A 24,956-nucleotide genomic window follows, 5' to 3' on the forward strand; every position below is an offset into this window, starting at 1 on the left:
ACACGTTCCAGAGCTTCTTTAGCGGGCTGATCGAAAATGTCCAGATCTACAACCGGGCTTTGACCGCTGAGGAAATCAAAGATTTGGCAAAATAAAGGTTGTGTTAAAGACAAACCAAAATCGCTACAGAGTGCTTTCTTCGAGGCCCGCTTTCTGCTGCAGCTTTCCGCGGCAGCGATCACAGGTACAGGCGTAAACCATACGAAGATGAGAAGCCCCCAGCAGTGTTTTAGTGTCGGTAAGTTTGGCCCCCTTGGCATGCATTTGCCGCAGAGCAACCTCGGCGGCCGCTTTATCATGGCTGCCCAGAGCATCCGTCAGCAGGGTTACAGCCCGACGACGAATCAACAAACCAAGAACCAGCATTTTGATTGCTTTTTCAACGACCCCGCCAACAACAACATACTCCGTCGCACGCGTTTCGCTAAGCAACCGATCGATACGCGGCTGTTCGAAGGGATCTTCGGTGTGACGATACAGGATTACCTGCTCGTAATCCTGTAAAAGCTGACGCGGCAGGTCCGTGCCGGCATCATCGCCGAAATCAGCATGACGTTTGCGAAGGGTATAATGAATCTTGCGAACGCCCTCGGAACCTGCAATACAGTACTGACCATTGTGACCGTTGGCTCCATGATGGTCGGGGTCATGAACCATTCCCAGTGATATCTGGCGAATCCGTTCACGACGTGCCCAAGCCATCGTTCGACGAATATTGGCCAGAACGCGCCGATGATTCCTGACACAGGCTTTCCCATTGGCCAAAAACAGATCATGCTGGACATCCACATCCACCAGCACGCGTCGCCTTCGTAATGTCAATGCCGGCCTGATCATATAGCCTCACCTCTATTTCGCCGGACTACCTCTGTATTTAGGGGATTGCTGGTCGGTTTTCCGGCCAATATCCAACTTCCCACATCGTGTTTACGTAAGCCAATTTTAGACAGTTCTCACCAATTAGCCGTATCGAACGATACAATCCTTGACTTTAATAGTTTTTTCTGCAAAATCCCTATTATCGGCTCCCTGCTAATAAAGACGGGGGGACCCATTTGACCATGGGCAACCAGCCAGACACTCGTATTTTAAAGGAAAATTCAGGCTAGTAAAATGCAATTTAGAAAATTAAGAGATTTTTCAGACATCGCTGTTTCATTTGAAGATATCGATAACAGGATTGATTTTGCCGCTATTTTCGGACGTTCCGCCTCTGTTCATGTGGAAATCGGCTCCGGCAAGGGGACCTTTCTGGTCTCCGAAGCACGCGCCAATCCGGATATAAATTATTTGGGTATCGAATGGGCCAATAAATATTATCGTTATGCCGTGGATCGCATGGGACGCTGGGGCCTGAGTAATGTCCGACTGATTCGGGCCGATGCCGCTGAGCTGGTGCACGATTATTTCCCGGACCAGTCCGTAGATTGCTTTCATATTTACTTTCCTGATCCATGGCCCAAAAAAAGACATCATAAACGGCGGTTTTTCTGCGATGTAAATCTGGGGGCAATCCTTCGCTGCCTGACTTGTTCGGGCAAGATTAATCTGGCCACGGATCACGAGGATTATTTTCATCAGATGACCGAGGTGCTGGGACGAGCATTCGCCTGCGGTGCCATGAAGCCCATCGATTTTATCCGGCCGGCCGGAGCACAGGAAGGCGAAACCGTCGGCACCAATTATGAGCGCAAATACCTGAAGGAAGGCCGAAAGACCTACACCATCGCCGCTGAACTGGTGGATAAAACCAGGTGGGTCATGCCTGTTGATAAGGATGAAGCGGAATGATTACCCGAAATGTTCCATATCATGTCATCGTAGACGCCGTCAAAGAACTGGCCATTCGTGCCGCATATCAACTGCCGGAAGATGTCAAGCAGGCTCTCCAGGATGCCGTCGCCAAAGAATCGCATCCTCGTGCCAGGCAAATTCTGGACCAATTGATTGAGAATTATCACCTTGCCGAAAAAGAGCGGATTCCGTTGTGTCAGGATACCGGCCTGGCAATTGTATTTGTGGAACTGGGTAACCAGATCGCAGTAACGCCGCCTCATGACAAAACCGATGCCACTGTGATTACCGCCATTAACGAAGGGATAACGCTGGGATACAACGATGGTTTCCTGCGCAAAAGCGTGGTCGCCGAACCGCTGCATCTTCGCAAGAACACCACCACCAATACCCCGGCGGTCATTCATGTGTCGCTGGTTCCCGGGGACCGGATCCATATCACGGTGATGGCCAAAGGCGGCGGCTGTGAGAACAAAAGCCAGTTCAGGATGTTTAATCCCACAGAAAAAACGGACAATGTTGCGGCATGGATTGTCGATGTTGTCAACAATGCCGGGGCCAATGCCTGCCCGCCGTTTGTCGTCGGTGTGGGGCTGGGCGGCGATTTTGAGCAATGTTGTCTGCTGAGCAAAAAGGCCCTGCTTCGCAAAATCGGCTCGCACAATCCCGACGCGTATTATGCGGAATTGGAAAAAACACTGCTTGCCGCAGTAAACGCTACCGGTCTCGGCCCGCAGGGGCTGGGCGGCGACACTACAGCCCTGGGAGTATTCATCGAAACCGCTCCCTGCCATATCGCCTCACTGCCGGTTGCGGTCAATATTGAATGCCATAGCCATCGTCATGCAGGCATAATCATTTAATACCCCAGCCTCCACATTAAGAAAGGAAGGACGGATGTTCAATGGCACCACGCTGACGCGACGGACATTCCTGCAGCAGAGTCTGACCGCTGCGGCAATCATGACAGCAGGGCCGACAGTCATTTCGGCTGCTGACACGACGGAAGGCAAGAACACAATCCCCCTCTGCTCTGCTGTCAGTGCCAATGATTTTCTCGACTCCATCGGCATCTGTTCGGCGGTATCAGTACGAGGAGAAAACCTGCTCAGTACACTCAAAGCCGTTCGCTACCTGGGGGTACGCTGGATCCGGGCGGGTTATGAAAGCGGCATCCCCATTCGCGATTTGATTGAGGCTCACAAGCGAACCGGCGTTCGATTCAGCTACGGCCTGATGAGCGGCGGAACCGACCTTGGCAAATTACTCGACGGTGCCCGGCAATTAGCCGCGGTTGGGGCACTGCTGGCCCTGGAAGGCAACAATGAGCCGAACAACTGGGCAATTACCTACCAGGGACAGACGGGAGGAAAGGATGCGTCATGGATGGCAGTCGCGGCACTGCAGCGGGATTTGTACGAAGCCGTCAAAAGAGATTCCGTGCTGAAGGACTATCCCGTCTGGAACATCAGCGAAAGCGGCGCCCAGACAGATAACGTCGGACTGCAATTCCTGACCATCCCCAACAATGCCGGCTGTCTGATGCCGGACGGGACAACCTATGCCGACTATGCAAATTGTCATAATTATATGACACATCCGAGCTGGGCGGGACTGCACGATAACCAGACGTGGATTGCCGCAGACCCCACCTCGGCCTGCAAAGTGGATGGTTTATATGGAAATTACGGCGTAACCTGGCGAAAACAATATGCCGGCTATTCAGACTCTGAGTTGTTGACATTGCCAAGAGTCACCACCGAAACCGGCATCACCCTGGATGACACGATCACCGAACAGGTTCAGGCCTTGCTGTATATGAGTGTCTATCTGGCTCAATTCAAGCGGGGCTGGAAATATACCTCCGTTTATCTTCTGCGAGACCGCTCGGATGAGGCCGGCAATCAGACCTTTGGTTTTTACAGGCCGGATTATACGCCGCGGCTGGCCGCAACCTATCTGCATAACCTGACAACAATTCTGGCCGACAAGAGTGCTCTTGCGACTCCAGGAAAACTGGCATATGCCATCGCAAACCAGCCTGACACGGTACACGACCTGCTTTTGCAAAAACAAAATGGCACATTTTGTCTGGTCGTATGGGGTGAACGCTTTACCGGCGGCGAAGATACCATCACCATAACACTGGACAGCCCCAGGGAACGGATAAAAGTCTATCATCCAACAAAAGGAATATCACCGGTTCAGATACTAACAAAGACAGAGGCGATCCCCCTGACACTGAGTAACCACCCTATAATCATTGAGGTCGCATAGGGAGCTTCGATTTTCGCCCCGTCAAACAGAGGATTCCGAAACAATAAGAGCAATCACATATTTTGTGGAGACGGCGTTATGAGAATGCATATTTGGGCATTGATTCTGTTGGGTTCGGCTGCGTTGGCAGCAGAGTGGTCGCAATGGCGAGGACCTTATTTCAACGGCTCCACTGACGCCAAGAATCTGCCGGCGGTACTGGACCCCAACCAGACGCTTTTGTGGAAGACCCCCATGCCGGGCAAGTCTTCGGCCACGCCGGTCATCGCCGCCGGCAAGGTGTATCTGGCCTCGACGGAAAACGGCTCTGACCGGCTGTTGGCGATGTGCCTGGACGCCGCAACCGGCCAGGTTCTCTGGCAGTACACCGCCGCCCGTGCTGACAAGACACTTCCATCCGGCAATACCATGGCCTCGTGTTCACCGTGTGCACAGGCAGATGGCGCCGTCTTTTTATTCGGCGAGGGAACCTTAGTCAAGCTGGACACGTCTGGCAAGGAAATATGGAAGCGCAACCTGGTCGCCGATTACGGCCCGCTGACGCTGGATTTCGGCTTCAGTTCCAGCCCGCTGCTGCTGGAGGAGCGGCTTTATATCCCTGTCCTGCGCCGTGTGAAGTCCTCCCGCGCCGACAGTGCCGCGGAACTGGATTCCTATCTGTTGTGTGTGAATGCCGCCGATGGCAAGACCATTTTCAGGCAAACCCGGCCGACGGATGCCCGCGAGGAATCAACCAACGCATACACGACCCCGCTGCCCGTTTCGATAGCCGGCAAGATGCATGTGGTGGTGTACGGGGCAGACTGTGTAACCGGCCACGACCCGCAGACCGGAAAAGAGCTGTGGCGTTATACCTATATTACCGACAAAAAGCGAACCATCGACCGGCAGATTCCGACCCCTGTCGCTGCCGACGGAATTCTGGTTTGTTCCTGGCCGCGTGGCGACAGAACCTTTGCACTAGACCTGGACAAGCTTGCCGCCAATGAGCCGTCGCAAGTCTGGAGGATGGACCAGCCGGGATCAGATATCACCTGTGCGGCGGTCTATCAGGGAAATGTGTACCAGATTGCCGAAAGGAATAAGACGCTGACGTGTCTCAACCCCAGAAGCGGACAGGTGCACTGGACGGCCCAGTTGGATAGGGCCGACATGTATTATGCCTCGATTGCCGCCGGCGATGGAAAGCTGTACCTGGTGAACCGACAAGGCGTGGTAACCATCGCCGCCGCCGACCCTGCAGCGTTTCGCGTCCTGAGCACTCACAATCTCGGCGAACAACCCGTCGATTCCTCCATCATCATTGCCGACAACAAAGTGTTCCTGCGAACGGCTAAAAACCTCTATTGTTATGGAACAACAAAATAACTCGCCACATTTTTTAAGACTCAGACATACAGAACCGTCAGCACATTGAATCTCTTTGTCATGGAGAAAAGTCCGGCTTGACAGGCACCAATTTGCCGCGGTCAAGTATAAGATACTGCCCCTGAATGATGTTGTCCGCCCGAGTCGCGGCGAAGTACCTTTTCGATGTATCCTGTGGCGATCCTCGCGGCACAATGATACAGCTTCCGCCCGCGTGCTTGTGTTGCACCCCGGTTATCTATCACGGTACTGCTGCCGGCCTATTTAATTTCATCCACCCGGATTTCGTCAAACATCGTCACCGCATCGGCCTGGGTCCACAGCCCGATCATCCCCGGCAGCGGCAGCATATCGTCCTGCTGCTTCATGACAAAACGGTCATCCATCGTAATTGTGATGCGTTCGCGGAAATGCTCGATGTTCAGCGTATGCCAGGTCGTCGGATCCGCCTGCACACGGACCGACTGCAGCATCTGGCGTTGCCCCTGAATGACGCAATACAACCGCACCTGCTGGGTGAGAGCATCCCACTGCGCAGCATAATAATTATCCCCGTTCAGGGCCCGCCAGACAATGCCGCCGCCCTGCTGGTTTGTCCCCCTGACAGCCTTGATCTTGGCTGACAGCCGCAGGTTGGCCAGCCGGCTGTTCATCGCCAGCAGCAAATTACAGGTCTGGCCGGTATTGCGGGTCTGGGTCAGCCCGATTGCCTTGCCCCAGCTATCCCCCACAATTTCCCACGTGGCCGGCATCTGCTTTCCGGCTGTCTCGGCAGCCATCCAGGGGACAGGCAGCGTCCCGAGTGTCTCCTGTTCAAAATCCCACACCAGCCGAATAGCCGGTCGCGGCGGCTCCACAGGCCGACATCCTGCCAGCAGAATCCCAATTCCAATACCCAGTGCTATCCATCCATGTCGCATTGTCTGTCTCCTGCCTTAGGGGGATTAATCACCGCAGCAAAAGCACCGCCATGCCCTATCCCGCAGGACCGGCATGGCGGTTCGATAGTCGTTCATTATGCCTGACCGCCCTGAACCACAAAGCCTTTGGAGGCCGGGCCGGTCTCGGCGGGTGTTCCGGCAATCTTGGCCAGATACGCCGCCCCAAGGGTATTGATATGCTCATTGACATTGTCGAAGTAATTAAAATGAGCCTGCTCCTCGTCAATGATGGTCTCAAACAGCTTCATACTGATACTGTCGCCATTTTCGCGGCAGACCAGCAGAAACTGGTTGTAATCGGCAATGGTGTCGTCTTCCAGTTTGGAATCAAACGGATAGATCACTTCAATCTTCTGGGCCTTGACCGGCTTTTCCAGCGGCTCAGTTGTCGGCTCACCGCCCAATTCCTTGATGCGTTCGGCAAACATCTCGGCATGACGCATTTCGTCAATGGCAATCAGCTTCATATTCGCCGCCAGCTCGCCGTAATCCATGTTGTCCAGATTATAATGCTGGTTCATATACTGATGAATGGCCTGAAGCTCCATGGCGCGGGCCTTGTTTAACACTTCGATGACTTTCTGTTTGGCTTGTTCCCTTGAACTCGGACTCATCGTTTACCTCCATGATTCAGTTTCGTGGTTATCATTTTTTTATCCTGACTACCCATACTCGACCTGGTACGGATATTATAGCGGCTCCCGGTAATCAATCCAACGCGTTTTACAGGGATTCCCACCTTTACATTACGATTCTATGGTCTTTTGGAGACACTGGTCGCAAACACCCTCCAGTACCACCTTAATATTCGAAACAGCACAATTGTGTTTGAAACGCTCCGGCACCTCAAGCGCATCAAACCGCGGCTCCGTGAAATCCAATATCCGCCCGCACCGCAGACACCGGAAATGATGATGACATTTTGTATCCGGATCATAGCGTTTGGCCTCGCCGTAGCCTTCAACCAGATGCACAAATCCGATCTCCGCAAACAGGCACAGCGTCCGATAGACTGTATCAATGGACATATCCGGAAAGGCCGTCTTGACGCGATGATAAATATCTTCTGTGCGAGGATGGTCCTGGGAGCTGATCAGCGCCTCGTAAATCGCAGTTCGTTGAGGTGTAATGCTCAGTCCCCGGGCCTTGCATTGGGCACGAAACTGCTCCAATAGTTCTTTGCTGGTTCTGGATATCATAGTGCTTTAATTTAGAGAATAGTACCTCTACCTCTAAAGATTACTATATAAGAATGATTCTTGTTCAGCAAACAAAAAAATAAGCCTTTCCAGGCGCAAAAGAAAACATCAGGAAACTTTTGGGTTTTCCTGATGTTTTCCGGAGGGGAGAAAACTCTTGCACTTGGTACTTCGGCCAAGTGTGATATTTTAATTAACATTTTCAGAATATTTTTATAAACCATTGAAAAACAAAGGCTTACATCTACTTCTTTCGAATCCACCGCATCCGGAATACCGCCCGAATTGTTTCGGTAAAAGTAACCCCTATCTTTTGCGAAGACGTCGGGAAATCCAGACGCTGCAGGTCTTTCTGGCGGACTGGCAATCTCCCTGTGCCAAAGATTCCCCCCAAAAGCCCGGCAATCCTCCCCAGCCAACCTGTTTTTTTAGATTGACAGACAGACGGCCTCATCACTGACATCCTTTACCGTACCATAACGCGGCGCGTGGCAGCTAGAAGCTCAACACCAGTCAGCTGCTCAAAGGAGTCGGCTGCAAACAGCTGCCTCTGATCGAGGATCTCTTTGGGGATATCATAGTACCGCTGCACAGCCCCAGTCCCTCCCTCAGCAACACCCTGAGTCATATAACGGTTATCCAGCAGCCACCGGCTAAACTGGTCATCGTACTCGGCAGGATAAATCAGCGCCGTAACAAATGCATTATCCGAAAGCCGGGCCAGATGCACCTTCGCACGAGACGGAGCAGAAGAGGTCACCGCGATATTTGTCAGACGCTTGAAATCATCCCGCGCAGTCGTCTCATCGCCGGCATAAAAGAACATCCCGGCCTCAAGCTCGAATGTCTCATTCGGTACCCCCACCAGTTCCATCGTACCGTCCGGGTAGGCATTGTGAATTTTGTAGACCTTAATATCAGCGAATTGCTCGCTTTCCAGCAGCTCGGCAACCTCCAGCGCCGTAAATCCCACTGCACTATGCCCGCCGAAATCCACCACATACAGCCCAACATATCGTTTTGTATTATCAATCACCGGCAATTTCATATCCGCCGTCCTTAACCTATGACAAGTTTCGCAAATTTCCGTTTACCAACCTGAACAATCATCCCGTTGGCGGGAGTAATCATCTCACTTGGGTCGGCGACTTTGGCTTCATTAATCTTGACACCACCCTGCAGAATCATCCGTTTGCCCTCACCGCCGCTGTCAACCAGCTTGCAGTGAAGCAGCAGTTTGGACGCCATAACCGGTTCGGCCCCAATGGTCACCTCAGGCATATCATCCGGCAACTGGTTCTGGGCAAAGACCTTCTCAAAACCTGCCGCCGCATCCTCGGCAGCCTGCTTATCATAAAACTGCTCAACAATCATCTTGCCCAGCAGAACCTTGGCCTGCTTGGGGTGGGTCTTGTTCGGGTCAGTCAGTTCTTTAATTTTTTCCACAGGCACATCGGTCAGCAGAGTAAAGTAATTTTCCATCAGATTGTCTGGAATGCTCATGGTCTTGCCGAACATATCCGCAGGGCTGTCGGTTACGCCAATGTAATTGCCCTTGGACTTGCTCATCTTCTGAACGCCGTCAAGCCCCACCAGAATCGGCATTGTAATGACAATCTGAGCAGGCTGCCCCGCGATACGCTGCAAATCCCGCCCGACCAGGTTGTTAAACGTCTGGTCCGTGCCGCCCAACTCAACATCGCTGTTGATCGCCACCGAATCATACCCCTGCATCAGCGGATACAAAAACTCGTGAATTCCGATAGGATCCCCCTTTTTATAGCGGATTTCAAACGTATCCCGTTCGAGCATCCGGGCCACAGTCATCGATGCCGTCAGCTTGATAATATCGGCCAGTTTCAGGTCGGCCAGCCATTCGCTGTTGAACCGGACCTCGACTTTGTCCGGCGACATATCCAGAATTTTTCCGGCCTGCTGGAAATACGTCTGGGCATTGGTTTTGATCTGTTCGGGACTAAGCATTGGCCGGGTTGTATTCTGCCCCGTCGGGTCGCCGATACGGGCGGTATAATCGCCAATAATCAGGACCGCCTTATGCCCTAAATCCTGGAATTGACGTAACTTACGTAACACCACCGTATGCCCCAGATGAATATCCGGCGCCGTCGGGTCCATGCCGAGTTTGGCACGCAGAGGGCGGCCGGTTTTGCGAGCCTCGGCAATACGCTGGGCCAGCTCATCCTCTCGGAAAACCTCGACGGTACCACGCTTGAGAATCTCCATTTGTTGGGCAACTTCGACTGTCATACATTTGTCCTAACGGGTCGTATGTGAATCACTTAGGTTCATAGAAGGATGTATTATAGCCGCCCGGCCTGCCTTTTGCAAGCAGACACTCCCGGCTTTTATCCCCCCACCTCGACCTGCATGAAGGCATCAAATAACCAAACGAACCCAATTAATTGTACTGAATGCTTGAATCCTATCTGGAGGTATTGATTACCTGGCAGCCATGGCCCGAATGCCTGCGGCGGCGAAGAAGATAATATGGTTGACCAACTCCTCAAAATGAATCCCGGGATTGACGGCAAAGAACTCGTCCATAAACAAGAAGGGGTGGATTTTCAATGAATCCACAGAAAAGACGGCCAGGCGGGCCTGTTTATCATCAAGCTGAGGGACAAGGGTGCGAAGGGCCTGCACCGCATGGGTCATCATCTGGGTATGGAACGCCTCAAGGATTGCCTCACCATGTACCGTTTTGTTCAACACCTCCCGCACCATCAGCCGCATAATCTGGCCACGCTGCTGTTTTTCGTAAGCGGCCAGCAGCGGGATAAGGATAATCTCCCGCAAAACGGATTCGAGCGTCGGATTGGGAACACTCATGGCCTCATTAATGCGTGCAATTTGACGACAAGATATATCCTGTACCTGACGTTTGAACATCTCCTGATACAACTTGTCTTTACCGCCGAAGTAATAATTCACTGCCGCGACATTGCAATTGGCCCGGCCGGTCAGGTCGCGAACGGAGACGCCGTCAAATCCTCGTTCACAAAACAGCACCTCGGCAGCATCCAGAAGGCGTTCACGAACAGAATCTTTACCGGCATCACGCTGAGTTGCTGGAGTATGTTGATCCATAAGAAAATCCTCTCACTGAAAAACGCACATTTCAAACATTTGTTTGAAATAATATCATATGCTGATTACACAAAAATGTCAAGACTTTTAACCAAATCATCCACCTATCGTATTGGCGATACTATGTATTCTGTTTCTGTGCCAGCGGCGGAACCTGATATTGCTTTTCCAGCCGGGCCAGTTCCTGCTTGAGTTCCTGGACTATCTCGGCATAGGCTGGGTCGGCATAGACACTTCGCATTTCCTGGGGATCCGTCTTGAGGTCGAAGCACTCCCATTCATCGGTTCGGTAGTAATGCACCAGTTTGTATTGCTCGGTACGGACTCCGCGGTGCGGCGCCACATGATGCGGTTGAGGGAATTCATAGTAATGATAGTACACACTCTTGCGCCAATCGTCTGGAATCTGCCCTTTCAGTATTGATACAAAGGATCGACCTTGTATTTCTGGTGGTATCGTCAATCCCGCAATCTCCAGAAACGTGGGGGCATAATCGATGTTTTGTATCATAGGTTTGAAACGACTGCCAGCCTTGACGACGCCGGGCCAGCGAATAATGAATGGCATCGCCAGCGACTCTTCGTACATCCATCGCTTGTCATACCAGCCGTGTTCGCCCAGATAGAAGCCCTGGTCGGCACAGTAGATGACGATGGTATTATCCGACAGGCCGGATTCATCCAGCCAGGCCAGAAGCCGACCGACATTGTCGTCGATGGATTTGATGCATCCCAGATAATCCTTGAGGTATTGCTGATATTTCCACTGCACCAGTTCTTTGCCCTGCAGATTGGCTTTGCGGAAGGCCTCGTTTCGCAGGTTATAATAGGCATCCCAGGCCTTACGCTGCTGGGGGGTCATGCGGGCAATCTCGCCGGGGATTTGATTGGGATTGCTGATGGTCGTGGGCAATACCTTCAGGTCGGAGGTGAGCGTCATGTGCTGATCAATGGTCATTTCCTGTTGCGAAGCAGGCGAAGCTCGATTCTGATAATCATCAAACAGGGTTTCGGGTTCGGGGACAGTCTGGTCTTTGAGCAGGTCCAGATACTGCAACGGCGGCAGCCATGGGCGATGCGGAGCCTTGTGCTGACACATAACCATAAATGGCTTTGTGGTATCACGGTGCGAGAGCCAGTCGATCGTCTTGTCGGTGATGATGTCAGTCACATAACCATACTGCTGCTTTCGGCCTGCAGGTGAAATGAAGACAGGATTATAATACTGTCCCTGATCGGGCAATATTTCCCAGCGATCAAATCCAGTGGGGTTACTGATCAGATGCCATTTGCCAAACAGCGCGGTTTGATAGCCGGCGGCCTGAAATGCTTTGGGGAATGTCCATTGGCTGCCGTCAAAGGGCTTGTTTGAATTATCAATGAATCCGTTGATGTGGCTGTGTTTGCCGGTCAGCACAGCGGCCCGACTGGGGCCGCAGATGGAATTGCAGCAGAAGCTGTGTTCGAAGACAGCACCTTCGGCTGCAATTCGGTCGATGGATGGGGTAATGTGATGGCGACGGATAAAGTCCTGAAGTCGCGTTGGATAACAGCCCAGGGCCTGCAATGCATGGTCATCGGAAAAGATAAACAAGATGTTGGGGGGACGACGCTGGTCGGAATCTGCATATAGTGTGGAATTGCCTAAAACGGTCAATCCCAGCAATCCAAGTCCGGTGTTTTTCAGGAACGTTCTGCGATTCACCTTCATTTCCCCTTAACAAAACCATTTTATAATCCACTGTTCGTCCGATAACGTGGGGGTTATTTTAAGGCTATTATAAAGGAATTTATCTTATCGATACAACCGTTTATTTTGTCTTTTAAATCGCCTTAAAACTCATTTATGAAGGCCTTTTTTGCAAAGAAAACGGGGATTGATGGTCGAAAACAGATACAGCAGCCCTGGATTTGTGGACTTTTTTCAAACTGGTGTAACTTTGTGCCTGTTTATTTAGTATAGTATAGTAAAGCGTCATACGGGTAGAGATACTACTTTCAGAAAACGACAGCCAAACAGTAACAAAGGTTTTTCAGCCGATGAACATGATGATACCAGCCAAGCTGCTTTGTTTTGCCAAGGGCGAAAAGAGGCAGCGTTCTGCAGATACCGTCATGGCTTTATCGGCAATCAAGACAAGGAGAGAAATTATGAAACTCTCGACAGTCAAAACGACCTTTGTGGCCGTGATGGTCCTTGTGGTTGTGGCCCTCACAGGCTGTGATATGAAGGCCGCGTATCAGCAGTCCGCCGAACAACGGTGGCAAAAGACCATTGAACAGGCAAAACTCGACTACGCACGTCAATATATTGAGCAAGGCAACTATCAGCACGCCAGACTGCTGCTGGATCCTCTGGTTGAAAGCGGCAAATATCCCGAGGCCGTGGATTTGATGAACTGCGTTGAAGAATCGCGTCCTCAGTATGCCAGTGTGACCAATCGCAGCAGCGAGGCATCGTATTGATGCTTCGGATTGCGTTGTGACCCATTTTTTGTTTCCATGCAGAATCCAGGACATGGAAAAAGGGATTCTGCATCGTGCAAGATAAGCATTTTTATCGAATTCATTGTCCTGCGGACATAGCCTACCCAAAGCCGGTAAAGCAGCATTGATGGTAGATACATACATCATCCTGTAACTCATTTCTTATTTTCGGATGTAGTGGTAGTTGAAGCGGCGTTCGGGGGCGCTGTCGCCGCTGCGGGCAAATTCGAGGATGTCGCCGGGTTTTTGGATGTTGTCGGCCCAGTGGAATTGAAAGCTGAATTTCGGGCTGGAGAGTCCTATCTGGTCTTTGGGCAGGCGGAGTTCCATTTCATTGCCTCTGACGCAATAGCGTAACGTTGTCTTATCCTGCCAGAGTCCGTCGGGCCGGGCGGATTGCAGGGTGGTCGAGGCGGCATCGACGACTTTGCCGTTGATGCGATAGTCGTAGCCTTCCCAGCCGGTGTCGGGATTTTCGTCGCTATTGATAAACAACAGCATCCAGTTGGGATCGGTATGGGGGGTGATGGGCTTTTCGCAGCGGGCATAGAAATAGAGGTTTTGGGCATCGGAGGCGACTTTGAGGCAGATAAAATTGTTGCGGCCGGTGGTGTTGATGTAGGGGCCGGCATCGCCGAAGCCTTTTTCGTTGCGGGTCATGCAATCCAGGCGGCTGTCGGCATAGTCAGGGGTAACGCCGGTCCAGTCGTCGAAGCGGCCGTCGATAGCGATGGTCGTTTCGGGGCCGGCAACGGGGACAGGACGGACACCTTTGTATTTTCGGATGAAGCCAATCATCTGATAATAATAATTATCGGTATGGCCGTCTTCCATGGGTTCGATGTCGCGGCTGTATTCCTGATTGTACTGATCCACGAAGAAGGTGTCGCCGGTCTTGAGAGGCCTGCCCAGCATTTGGTCAGCTCCGTTGGTTTCTTCTTTTATAAATCGCTGAGCAACCCATTCATTCCAGCCGGTGATGAAGGCAAATTCGGGCGCAACTTCCAGGGCCCGCTGAATCTGCTGGGAGAAATACAGGCCCTTGTCGGTAAAGCGGGTCAGGCCGTAGCGGTCGGTTGGCGGCTGTTTATTGTTGAAATGGCTGCGGCCGATGTTGGATACCGGGTGCTGGGCAACAGCGACGGATAATTCTTCGGGCTTGTCTTTGGATTCGGTCCAGCTGTACTGCTGGGGCCAGTTTTCGACCCAGTTCCAGGTGTCTTTGCCGGCAGTCCAGGCCCAGCAGTGACGCAGAGTGAAGAAATCGCGGACAGCGGGAGCAAGCTTTGGGAAATCGGCTTGGTCGCCGAGCATGAGCGGTTTGCCTTTCCACCGGAACCATAGTTCGGGATAGAGATTTTTGGAATAAAACTCGTCGTAGAGTGTTTCGATGGTCTGTTTGCTGGCACTGTGGGTAACAAAGCAGATTTGCGGGGTCGGCTCACCCTGCTGACGAATCCATGTGTAGAGTTTGCACACTTTCAGATAGGTTTGGTGATAGGTGAAGGTGTTGGTCGCATCGAAGATCAGGACATCAATGCCGGCCTGGGAAAGCTGGCGGGCGTGGGTAATGATGGCGTAATCGCTGTCGGAGGTGTAATAGCCCAGCTCGGGTTTGCCCCAGAAATGAAACTGGCCGGGGGCGCCGTATTGGGGGGCGTCGGGGTTGGCCTTGAGCAATTCGGTGATGTCCCAGGGGCCATAGCTGCCGTGGTTGCCCAGCCAGAGGAAATAGAAGATGCCAACGGTGCGGTTTTCTTTGGGGTCACCGCATTCGGCGTGGTCGGGGAGTGTGCGACCGAGGGCATCGACGGCCGGCCAGGTATCGGCGTAATAATCCATCGCAGGCAGCTCGCGATACAGGACGGCGGTAAATGCCGTCATCAAAACCGTCAAAACAATTCCTTTTTGAATCATTGTCAAGCCTTTTGCAGATACACCATAGCAAGGACGTGTCGGCGGCGGTCAAGGTAACAGCGGATTGCGACAAAGAAATAAAAATCCCCCCGGACGGCACACCATCCGGGGGGCGACACCAATATGTTAAACTCTGCCTGTACTGCTGTTATTCGGTCAGCAGCCATTGGCTTGAGCACAGACTGAAATCGGCCAGATCGACACGTCCGCTGCGGGTGGTGTTTTCTTCCAGCAGGAGATCGGCTTCCAGCCAGACATCGGCCATCCGGCGGAGATCGTCGATTTCAACGAGGCCGTCGTTGTCAAAGTCGCACAGCAGACCCACGGATGAGGGAGACATGCTGGCCTGCGGGGTACCGCCGTAGCCGCCGACATTGATGCGTTTGCCGTGCGGCCAGAGTTCGGCGGCCCACTTCAGGGTCGGGTCGCCGGCATCGATACAGGCACTGGTCGTAGCGTCCTTGACCCAGGCGTTCAACGTCGGGTTCCATCGTCCGGCTTTGGACAGGAGGTGGAAATCGCCCCCCGGCGTGGCAAACAGCGGGTCTTTGTCGAAGTTGGAGCGATCATAATTCAGCGTGCAGCCGGCATCGACCACACAGCTTGCCAGACCGTTCATGACATCACTGTATTTAATCGTCATAACGGAGGCATAGGATACACTGCTTTCGGTGTACCGGAGATAGACATTGGGGCCGGACGGTGCGGTGTTGTTCCAGAAGATGCAGCTATTGAGGAGGACTCCGTCTGTATAAGCACACTGAACGGCACCGCCTTCGACAGCGGCACTGTTGCCGTAGAAGGTCGTGTTATAGACCTTGATGGGGGCGCTCCACAGTTTTATACCGCCGCCCTTGCCATTTCTTCCGGTTACGGAATTGTTGAAGATACGGCAGTGGTTCAGCGAAGTCTTGGCGGAGTTGGCAACATAGATACCGCCGCCGGAATCAGCCGTATTAAGATAGATATCGCAATCCTCAATGCCTGCATTGGATCCCATTTGGATGGCAATAGCGCCACCGGCGGAAACCGCTGTATTGGTGTAGAGCTTGCAGGCTTCTATCGAGACGTTGGAATTATCGGTCAGATAGAGGCCGCCGCCGTGATAATTGGTGGCGCGGTTTCTGTAGAGATGGCAATTGAGCAGATCCACATCGGCACTGGACGCATAGAGACCGCCGCCCAGTTCGGCATTATTGTAAGCAATGATGCTGTTGGCAATGGTTGGATTGCTGTCTTTGGCGAAGATGCCGCCGCCGGCGACGGTGGGCATTCCGACAAATGTGACTTCGGTGCCGCCGCCGTTGCGGATATTGAATCCGGACAGGACGCACTGGCTGGTTTCACCGGAGACAAAGGTCACAACGGACCCGATGCCTTTGGCATCAATAACAGTGCTGGACACAGTGGTCCAGTTCAGCGGATTAGTGCTTTCGACGGTGATATTCTTGCCGAGGAAGTTGATATTTTCGTTGTAGGTTCCGATGCGGACAATCACGGTATCAGCATGAGAGGCGGCCTGGATGGCCTCCTGTATCGTGTCGAAGGGATGGTCGCTGCTGCCGTCTTCGAGCGGATCGCTGAGTCCGGGGTTGTTTGGGCCGGGATCGGAGGGAGCATCGTCATCCACATAGAAGGTCCACGGCAGAGAACCGATCCCTTTCAAGGTGAAGGTGTAGGGATTTTCATCCGGATCGGAACTGGCGATTTGAACCGTTGCCAGGTACGTCCGCACCGCCGCAGGTGAAAAGCGAATCGTGAAGGAATTGCTTTCCATGGAACCAATCGGTGTGGCAGGCTGGGCAGTAACAACAAAGGCGGCTGCATCAGGGCCGGTAATCTGGACATACGGCGAACCGGTCAGATTCAGATTGACGCCGCCGAGGTTGTTGATGGTAAATTCGACATCGCGATAGAATCCGAGATTAACCCGGGCAAAATCAAAACTTCCCCCGGAGAGGATGTTCGCAGAATCCTGGCGAACATGGATATCGGCAGGAATTCCACTGCCGTCAATGGTGAAGACGGCATCGCTGATATCGGTATAGGCCGGATCGGCATTGCTGGTTACACGAATCAGACATTGTGTGGAGCCGGGCAGCGGAACATTCCAGGTATAACTGCCGTCGTTATCCGTGCTGTTGATGATAGGAGTCCAGGTGGTACCGTTATTGCGGCTCAGTTCCAGACGGACCGTGTGGTCCAGATTGCCGAAATTATCCCAGGTAATGGTCCTGAGGGTATTGGCGGGTATCACTTCGCCGCCGTTGGGAGATAACAGTTTTACCGCAGGATTGCCAACTGCGATTCGGTAGGTCGTCGACTTGTTGTAATCGGAAGAATCGACCTTCCAGACAGCCAGGCCATAATATCCGGCAGTGGTAATGGTTAATTGGAAAGATTCATCTGCACCCTCGGCCAGATTGTTGGCATAGGCATCGGTCAGGTATTCATTCTTGCGGGCGGTAACGGTTGACGGGGCGTAGAGACTCATGCCCAGATCACAGGAGCCGGCAGTCTGGTCCAGCAGGATATAATAGGTACCCGTCGGCAGATAAACCTCGTACATATCCAGGACATTGGTCATGGCCTGGACATAGGGGCCATTCCACTCGGTACCGGGACGACGGCCCAGCGGCAAACTGGTGCTTTCTTCGATGCGATATTGGGAGGCGGCTGTATTGGCATTGATAACCCCGACATAATAGGTGCCGGCCGCTGCTTTGTTATCGTTGACGATAACAAAATCGGAGGCACTGCCGCCATAGGTGGAATATTCGAGATAGCCGCTGCCGAAGCCGCCCTCGCTTCCGGTATAACTGCCGATGTCCCATAATCGCAAATCGTAGTTGGCCGTATCCGCGGCAGGCAGGATGCCGACGGCCGACCACCACTTGTTTGATCCGGAATACCCCAGGACAAAACTAAAGCCATCGTTATTATACCATTTGGTACCGGTCAAGCGGTCCCACCCGCCATCACTGACCGGCGGGGCGTTGCGTAATAAGGGAGTATCATCAGACAGGGCATAGGGACTCCAGATAAATTGTCTGGCCCATTCGTTGTCGGTTTCATTGGTTTCTCCGACGGTATCGTTGACATCCAGCCAGTACGATACCGTATGTCTTCCGCCGGTAATGGTATTGCCGGGATACAGCTGATTAAGCCATCGGTAATTGTGCATTGCGGGGTGACTGGTCAGATTGCTTGATTCAAAGAGACGGTCATCCACATACAGCCGCATCTGGTAGGCCCCCGCAGCCACGGAACCGGCATTGCGGACGACCCAGTTGAAATAGGTGTCGTCGGTATTGCCCGGCAGGGTTGCGGTAATCAGACAGTCCGTCCCGCCTGAATCGCCGAGATTTCGGGGGACAATCGGATAGCTCCAGCCGGTTTCTGTGGTATAAGTCAGGTTCGGCAGGGCCGATGAACTGACGGTGATCGTCCGGGATGCAAAACCGGTATAGGTCTCCGCATAGCAGGAACTGCTGATGGCAGTTGAGATGGTAAACGTCCCCATCGTACCACCGGATTGAACCGTCCAGGTGGCCTGTGCGGTTTGTCCGGCCTGAATATCGCCGACGATTTGCGGGTCGGCGCCTGAGACGAGGGAAAATCCGGCCGGAAGAGTCAGATCAACCGAGACATTCTGAGCCATCACGCCGCCGGTATTAGTGATATTGGCCTTGACAACAAACTGGGTATTGAAATAAATCAGAGACGGCATGGTTAGAGTCGTGGAAAATGACGGCGGCGAAACACGTTGAAAGTTTTCTTCAGTGGCCAGGGCAAATGTTTCTGAAGAAGCCCCGCTGATGCTGCTGCTCCAGCAATAGACCTTGATGATGACACTGCGAGCGGTGCTGGTAGAAATCTGGTGAACGTTGTTGCCGCTATGGACAAGGTCACTGTCAAACTGAGATCCCGTGGTTTCATCGTAGGCGCGAAGATTGATATCGGTCGTGGCATAATAAGTCGTTGGATTGGATGAACCATTGTACGCGACGCGGCGATTCCAGACCACAGTGGCCTTTTCATTGGCATACATATAGCCTTTGTACAATTTGTAATCGTCGGCAGCAGGTGTGTCGTTGCGAGCAACCACACTGTCAATAAAAAAATCCGTACGATGAAAATTGGCATGAGCCAGGTTCATCACACCCCACCCGTAACTTTTGTCCCAGCGGTCACCGTCAACAGGGCCATCGTCTCCATAGGTATCCAGCGTATCATTATCCGACCAGGTGGTGGCGGTATTAATCAAAATGGCCTTCTGAGCGATGGGGCTGGTCACGCCGGCATCCTGAAGCAGCAGGATCGCACCGGCGACATGGGGTGCTGCAGCACTGGTGCCGCCGTGATTGGCAAACGCCGTATTGCTTGCCGTGTCCGTACTCCAGGTGTCAGCGCCGGGAGCAGTAATGTCGGGTTTGCGGCGGCCGGAATCCGTGGGACCACGGCTGCTGGAGGAGCGGATGACATCATCGCTGGTGGTACAGGTATCATAGATGCTCAGATTGGCGACGGACATGACATTGGCAGACTGGGGATAACCCAGTTCCACCAGGCCTGCGTTGCCGGCGGATTTGGTCACCATCGTGTCCATCGCATAAACGACCGCATCCAGAAAACGCTCATAGTCGCCAAATTCGTCATCATACTCATAATAACTGAAGCTGTGGTTAATGGCTTCAGGGCTGTCACCGGAGGAATGGTTGAGAACCCAGTCGATCGATGCCATCGAAGTCGCCATCGAACCACTGCGGGCATCAAATATCTTATCAAGGCCAAAGGCAACGCCTTTAAATGTTGAGTGCGTGCTGGCCACTACGCCGGCGGTACGAGTGCCATGGCTGCTATCATACCCCGGGGTCTTTTTGTAGATATCGCGGGGATTGCTATCCGGCGGATTGCGGTATTTCAAATAGGTATGTGTCTCACGAATGCCGCTGTCGATGATGGCCACGTCGTAGGCCCCTCCGTCATAGCCGGCGTTCCAGAAGCCCGAAGATCCCAGCATACAGTTGCTTTGGTCGAGGTCATAGGAGCATTCCGAGTCCGGAGTGAGGTTTTCGACATCAGCCAGCAATGCGGCGGCTTCAATGTCCGCCGGGGTCATCTCACAGCCAAAGCAGCCGGCCAGAGCACTCTCAGAATCAATTCTGCACTGACGCATCTGAAGCCATTGGCGGATCGCATCCATACGCGGAGCCATTTGCTGACAAATCACCTGAGCGATATGCGTGCGCTTCTGATCCAATTGTTGGTCAAGTTGCCGATGCAACACAACCAATTCATCTCGAAGCTGCCGGGGATAAGGGTCAAGTTCGGTATCAACAGACTCCTCGGCCCCCTGCCGGGTACGAAGCTGCTGATGCTGACGAATCTTCTGGCGGATTTGATCGCTTAAGGTCTCGATGGAGGCCTGATAACTCAGACGCACGGGTTCGGCAGCCTGAAAGGCAAAGCCATTGTGCAATTGGATGAGGACTTTCTTCTGAGGCTTGCCGATTTCATCCGCCAGCAGCCGCGGGTGTATCTTGCCGTAACGCCAATTCGTTTTGTCTTCGGTGTCAATAACCTCTTCGACTGTCCCGTCTTCGCAGACATGATATCGCTTGCCGGCGATTGTGCCCGGATAGCGGTCGTTATCGGCAACAGCAACAAAGGTTCCCCCCTCAATGCCCTGAGGTTCGGATGCTGCAGCTATCTCTTCAACCTCGTCCTGTGAAGGTGAACGATTATCGCCTTCAGGCTGCATTTCGGGAACGGGCTGCACGGATAGATCAACCCGCTGACCTTCCTGGGCGACTAATGCCGTGATACCCACCAGGCTAATCAGCATGAAAGCAAGCAAAATGATGGATAGGATTCTGTTCATAATAAACCCTCCTGTGAAAAAAGGATTGGAAACAAGACATGCAAAACGAACTTATGGCAAAACAACCACGGTTCCTTGTGGTGATATCGTCTTGCTCTGATCATGGGTCCCTCCGGCAATACTATCTCCGTATATCCTTCTGCTGTGTACTGCGAGGTCAACCAATCCTTGATATGCGAAGCCTGACTATGGTTATGATAAAAAAAACGAGCAGAAAACTCAATGGTTTTCTGCTCGGGTGGTTTAAATTAGGTATTTATACTGACCCCCTACAACGCCACTATATCTCCATTAAATGCTGTGAAAGAAATCACATTATTAAACTGTGTTAATTTCTTAAAGCACAAATTGGAGCCGGCATTCGCCCTTTGCGTGCAATAAATTTAGGGCTGGCTATTTTTGCGACAGGCATAATGGGTGCTGACCCCAAAAGACCGCCAAAATGCACCATCTGCCCGGCACGTTTGCCGGGAACAGGAATAATGCGGACACTGGTGGTCTTATTATTTGCGACACCAATCGCTAATTCGTCAGCGATGATCGCACTGATGACCTCGGCGGGGGTGCTGCCGGGTACGGCAAACATATCCATTCCCACAGAACAAACGCTGGTCAGGGCCTCCAGTTTTTCAAGGGTCAAGGCCCCTTCTTTCACGGCACGAATCATCCCGGCGTCTTCGCTGACCGGAATAAAGGTCCCCGACAGGCCGCCCACATTCCCGGAGGCCATGGAGCCGCCTTTTTTGACGGCATCAATTAACAGGGCCAGGGCTGCCGTGCTGCCGGGACGCCCCATTCGCGACACACCCATGGCTTCGATGATTTCAGCAACCGAATCGCCCGCCGCAGGCGTCGCAGCCAGTGAAATATCCACAATACCAAAGGGCACACCCATCATTTCCGCCACTTCCCGACCAATCAGTTCACCGGCACGGGTAATTTTAAATACTGTCCGCTTAATCACTTCGGATAATTCCGTCAGGTCGCAGTCGGGATTTTGTTCGATGACAGCCTTGACGACGCCGGGGCCGGAGATGCCGATATTGAGCGAATAATCCGGCTCCCCCATACCGTGATGAGCACCGGCCATAAATGGATTGTCTTCGGGAACATTGGCAAAGACAGCCACTTTGGCACAGCCGATACCGGTTTTGCTTCGGCGGGCAAGGTCTTTGAGAATATGGCCAAACTGTTCGATGACGGTCATGTTCATCCCGGTCTGGGTGCTGGCCAGATTGAAAAAGGCACAGACACGTTTAGTCTGGGACAATGCCGCCGGCAGCGACAGCATCAGATTCTCATCCGCACTGGTGGCCCCTTTGTGAACGAGAGCGCCAAAGCCGCCGATAAAATCGATGTCCGCTTTGGCAGCAGCGTTGTCCAGGGTTTTAGCCAGCCGGACCGCAACGGTCTGGGTCCGCGGCAGCGGCTCCAGCAGAATCGAGGCCGGCGTAACCGCCACACGACGGTTGGTAATCGGGATGCCGTATTTGTGCTCAATGCGATCGGCAATCGCGTTCAATTGAATGCCTTTTTCGCTGACGCGGTGGTGAATGCGCCCGCAGAAATGGTCGAGGTCACGATCCATGCAGTCTTTTAAATTGATGCCGAGGGTGACGGTACGGATATCAAAATGCTGCCGAAGGGTCATATTGACCGTTTCGAAAATTTCTTCTACTGTAATTGACATTGGTTTTCCTTTATACCCGGTGCATCATTTTGAAGATATTTTCATGCTGGAAGGTAATGTTCAGTTCCATGTCCTTGGCGATTTTCTGGAGCTGCTTGTGGATGTCAGGCATATCGAGTGTCGCCTCGGCAATATCGCAGGCCAGACTCATCACAAAATAATCGTTCATAATCTTCTGGCTGACATCGACAATATTGATATTGGCTTTGGACATGGCCACGGCTATCCGGGCGATAATTCCGACCTTGTCCCTGCCGGTCACAGTCAGGATACAAATTTGCGATGCTTTTTTCGGGTTGGGCTTAGCCATACAGGGTCTCCTGATACAGATGCGTGGACGTCCTAATATTTATAAGTCAGACGGAGGGTCACTTTCCAGTTGTTTTTCCCGGTGGGCAGCTTTTCCACCGCCAGCCGTTCGCATTCCAGTTCCGGCCAGCGAATCAGCAAAGCCGAGATAAATTTACTGAGTTTTTCGATGTCGATCGTTTTAATCGACAAGTCAGCCCCCTTAATCGTTTGCCCTGCCTTTCGAGTGGCACCACGAACACTGAGCGTGTAATCGCCGGGGGCGATGGCAAACTGCTTGGTAAACTGGTCGATGACATTGGTATAATCAAACTCGCTGGCCTTGCCCTTTTCCTGCTGATAGGACAGCCGCTGCGGTTCGAGCGTCAGAATCTGGCCCAACAGCTTTTCAGCTTCCTCGTAATCGGCTTTTCCCTGATTCAACAGTTTGACAGACCCCGGAAAGGCCACCGCCCACGTATACAGCAGCCACAATCCGGCCAGCAGCGGCACTGCTACGGTATAGACCATCGGATTTTTCATATAGTCTTTCATTTCGATTGCGACTCCTTGGCTTTGAGGGTCAAGACAAATTCATCCCGATTCTTGGCGGTATTAAACCGTTCGTCAGTGACTTCCAGCATCTTATGCTTTTTGAAGGCATCAAACAACTCTCGTGTGCTGGTGCGGCTGTTGGTATCACCGACGATCGTAATCAGCCGGTCGCTGATGGTTATGGTTTTGATATTCACATCCACCGTTTTAGGGCTATTATTGATTGACTCAAGGACATAGGTCAGTCGCCCGGTCACGGAGCTTTCATCCAGGATGCCCGAGGCCTGCTGTTTGACGGTATTGAGTGTACGCCGCAGCTTGGACAAGATGGGTTCACTGGACGGACGTTTGGCACCGTACATCGCAGCACTATAGGACTCGTTGAGCTTCTGCTGCAGCCGGGAATAATCCTCCCTGTTTCGCCATGCCTTGACCTGGAAATACAGGCCCATCGCCAGAAACAAGATAGTCACAGATACGCTGACAACCTGAAGGCTTCGCTGGAGAATCCTGCGGCGGCCCTGATAAGGCATGAAATCACGCCGAAAATCAGCACGATGCGTTCGGCCGGTCAGGGCTAGTGCCGAACCGGCAGCAAAAAGAAAGCCGTTGAGCTGATCGGGTTTGACGTCGTGCGGAATTTCCAGCGTCAGCAGTCTGGATAAATCCACGGTCTCGACAGCCAGGCCGGTGAGAGCATTCATCTGAGCCTTATCAATCCCTTCACTGTAACCGACCAGCACCAGTTTTTTGACGGCCACCATCTCGCTGAGGCCCGCGATAGTCAGGATAATCTGCCGGGCAAGCGACCCGGTTTTGTCCGGATCTTCGGGCAATAAAAACGTGCGAACGCGGGGGGCAAAGTCCGGATGAACCGGAGTAACCAGATAACAGGTCCTGCCAAAAACCAGCAGGTACATAGCACCCGGCTCACGAAAACCGTCAATACGTTCCAGGCAGCGGGTCAGACATACCACATCCGGCTCCATCACAGACGGGTCCAGTCCCCCCGCCTGGATATCCAGCAGAATATCTGTCAGAGTCTGCCGGCTTGCCGTAAAGATCGTCACATCCGATCCGCCAGGACCGGAAGCGGTGATTTCGAAGGCTATCGCCAGGGTCGATGCATCCGTGGCGGCAACTTCTTCGGTATCAAAACGAATGGTACTTTCGACCTGTTTGGCCTCGGCAAATTCCGAATGATGATAATACTGACTGATCAGGTTGCTGCGAACCGCCACGGCAGCCTGGTCAAACGGGCCTGCCTGCCGCAGAATCTCGCGAGCCATCGCCGTCAGGACGACCTGTCCCTGTTCGGTTCCGCCAATCGGAACAAATATGCATCGCATCCCGGCACCGGAACCTTTGGCGGAAACGGCAGCACAATACGCCCCTTCCGGCATAAGATAGATACCAATACTATTTTGTTGTTCCACGCTGTGCACTCC

At 52.7% G+C, this 24,956-nt stretch carries 19 protein-coding genes; 5 read left to right on the top strand and 14 right to left on the bottom strand.

Features of this window, described 5'->3' with window-relative positions:
- Positions 1–123 precede the first annotated feature (123 nt).
- Entirely contained in the window at positions 124–837 is a 714-nt protein-coding gene (locus ACQ9LF_RS11050) for a cysteine hydrolase family protein (RefSeq protein WP_462489464.1), read from the bottom strand.
- Positions 838–1,113: 276 nt separating this feature from the next.
- Here ACQ9LF_RS11050 and trmB point away from each other — a divergent pair, with 276 nt between their 5' ends.
- The 4 genes from trmB (at position 1,114) to ACQ9LF_RS11070 (ending at position 5,439) form a co-directional block, all read left to right on the top strand.
- Entirely contained in the window at positions 1,114–1,791 is a 678-nt protein-coding gene (trmB, locus tag ACQ9LF_RS11055; RefSeq protein WP_462489465.1) for a tRNA (guanosine(46)-N7)-methyltransferase TrmB, read from the top strand.
- Positions 1,788–2,657 carry a fumarate hydratase gene (locus ACQ9LF_RS11060; RefSeq protein ID WP_462489466.1) on the top strand — a complete coding sequence of 290 codons (870 nt, stop codon included), beginning with the start codon at positions 1,788–1,790 and terminating at the stop codon, positions 2,655–2,657. Before trmB ends, ACQ9LF_RS11060 begins: the two co-directional genes overlap by 4 nt.
- 34 nt (positions 2,658–2,691) lie before the next feature.
- Positions 2,692–4,071, top strand: coding sequence for a glycosyl hydrolase (locus ACQ9LF_RS11065; protein ID WP_462489467.1), 1,380 nt, complete (start codon positions 2,692–2,694; stop codon positions 4,069–4,071).
- Positions 4,072–4,149: 78 nt separating this feature from the next.
- A complete protein-coding gene (locus ACQ9LF_RS11070; RefSeq protein ID WP_462489468.1) occupies positions 4,150–5,439 on the top strand; it encodes an outer membrane protein assembly factor BamB family protein in 1,290 nt (429 codons plus the stop codon).
- A gap of 260 nt (positions 5,440–5,699) precedes the next feature.
- Here the strand turns inward: ACQ9LF_RS11070 and ACQ9LF_RS11075 are convergent, their stop codons facing one another.
- From ACQ9LF_RS11075 to ACQ9LF_RS11105, 7 genes are all read right to left on the bottom strand, one after another.
- Positions 5,700–6,359 carry a hypothetical protein gene (locus ACQ9LF_RS11075; RefSeq protein WP_462489469.1) on the bottom strand — a complete coding sequence of 220 codons (660 nt, stop codon included), beginning with the start codon at positions 6,357–6,359 and terminating at the stop codon, positions 5,700–5,702.
- Positions 6,360–6,454: 95 nt separating this feature from the next.
- On the bottom strand, positions 6,455–6,994 hold the full coding sequence (locus tag ACQ9LF_RS11080; protein WP_462489470.1) for a bacterioferritin: 540 nt from the start codon (positions 6,992–6,994) through the stop codon (positions 6,455–6,457).
- A 132-nt stretch (positions 6,995–7,126) separates the two neighbouring features.
- Entirely contained in the window at positions 7,127–7,579 is a 453-nt protein-coding gene (locus tag ACQ9LF_RS11085; protein WP_462489471.1) for a Fur family transcriptional regulator, read from the bottom strand.
- Positions 7,580–8,045: 466 nt separating this feature from the next.
- The gene (locus tag ACQ9LF_RS11090; RefSeq protein ID WP_462489472.1) at positions 8,046–8,627 is read right to left on the bottom strand and encodes a hypothetical protein; all 582 of its coding nucleotides are present in this window, start codon (positions 8,625–8,627) and stop codon (positions 8,046–8,048) included.
- A gap of 11 nt (positions 8,628–8,638) precedes the next feature.
- A complete protein-coding gene (tyrS, locus tag ACQ9LF_RS11095) occupies positions 8,639–9,847 on the bottom strand; it encodes a tyrosine--tRNA ligase (RefSeq protein WP_462489473.1) in 1,209 nt (402 codons plus the stop codon).
- 192 nt (positions 9,848–10,039) lie between these two features.
- A complete protein-coding gene (locus ACQ9LF_RS11100; protein ID WP_462489474.1) occupies positions 10,040–10,687 on the bottom strand; it encodes a TetR/AcrR family transcriptional regulator in 648 nt (215 codons plus the stop codon).
- A 121-nt stretch (positions 10,688–10,808) separates the two neighbouring features.
- Positions 10,809–12,398: a sulfatase family protein gene (locus ACQ9LF_RS11105; protein WP_462489475.1), complete on the bottom strand. Its 1,590-nt coding sequence runs from the start codon at positions 12,396–12,398 to the stop codon at positions 10,809–10,811.
- Positions 12,399–12,727: 329 nt separating this feature from the next.
- On the opposite strand from ACQ9LF_RS11105, the gene ACQ9LF_RS11110 reads away from it, so the two are divergent.
- On the top strand, positions 12,728–13,153 hold the full coding sequence (locus tag ACQ9LF_RS11110; RefSeq protein ID WP_462489476.1) for a hypothetical protein: 426 nt from the start codon (positions 12,728–12,730) through the stop codon (positions 13,151–13,153).
- A 183-nt stretch (positions 13,154–13,336) separates the two neighbouring features.
- Here the strand turns inward: ACQ9LF_RS11110 and ACQ9LF_RS11115 are convergent, their stop codons facing one another.
- The 6 genes from ACQ9LF_RS11115 to ACQ9LF_RS11140 form a co-directional block, all read right to left on the bottom strand.
- On the bottom strand, positions 13,337–15,091 hold the full coding sequence (locus tag ACQ9LF_RS11115) for a glycoside hydrolase family 71/99 protein (RefSeq protein ID WP_462489477.1): 1,755 nt from the start codon (positions 15,089–15,091) through the stop codon (positions 13,337–13,339).
- Between the two features lie 148 nt (positions 15,092–15,239).
- Positions 15,240–20,975, bottom strand: coding sequence for a S8 family serine peptidase (locus ACQ9LF_RS11120; RefSeq protein ID WP_462489478.1), 5,736 nt, complete (start codon positions 20,973–20,975; stop codon positions 15,240–15,242).
- 328 nt (positions 20,976–21,303) lie between these two features.
- On the bottom strand, positions 21,304–22,665 hold the full coding sequence (locus ACQ9LF_RS11125; protein WP_462489479.1) for a DUF711 family protein: 1,362 nt from the start codon (positions 22,663–22,665) through the stop codon (positions 21,304–21,306).
- Between the two features lie 10 nt (positions 22,666–22,675).
- Positions 22,676–22,975, bottom strand: a complete 300-nt coding sequence (locus ACQ9LF_RS11130) for an ACT domain-containing protein (RefSeq protein ID WP_462489480.1) — start codon at positions 22,973–22,975, stop codon at positions 22,676–22,678.
- 32 nt (positions 22,976–23,007) lie between these two features.
- Positions 23,008–23,508 carry a hypothetical protein gene (locus ACQ9LF_RS11135; protein WP_462489481.1) on the bottom strand — a complete coding sequence of 167 codons (501 nt, stop codon included), beginning with the start codon at positions 23,506–23,508 and terminating at the stop codon, positions 23,008–23,010.
- Complete coding sequence (locus ACQ9LF_RS11140) at positions 23,505–24,944, bottom strand: hypothetical protein (RefSeq protein WP_462489482.1); 1,440 nt, start codon at positions 24,942–24,944, stop codon at positions 23,505–23,507. Before ACQ9LF_RS11140 ends, ACQ9LF_RS11135 begins: the two co-directional genes overlap by 4 nt.
- Between the last annotated feature and the right edge of the window lie 12 nt (positions 24,945–24,956).

The sequence above is a fragment of the Anaeroglomus insulsum genome (genome assembly GCF_050689095.1).
GTDB classification, from domain to species: domain Bacteria; phylum Planctomycetota; class Phycisphaerae; order Sedimentisphaerales; family Anaerohalosphaeraceae; genus Anaeroglomus; species Anaeroglomus insulsum.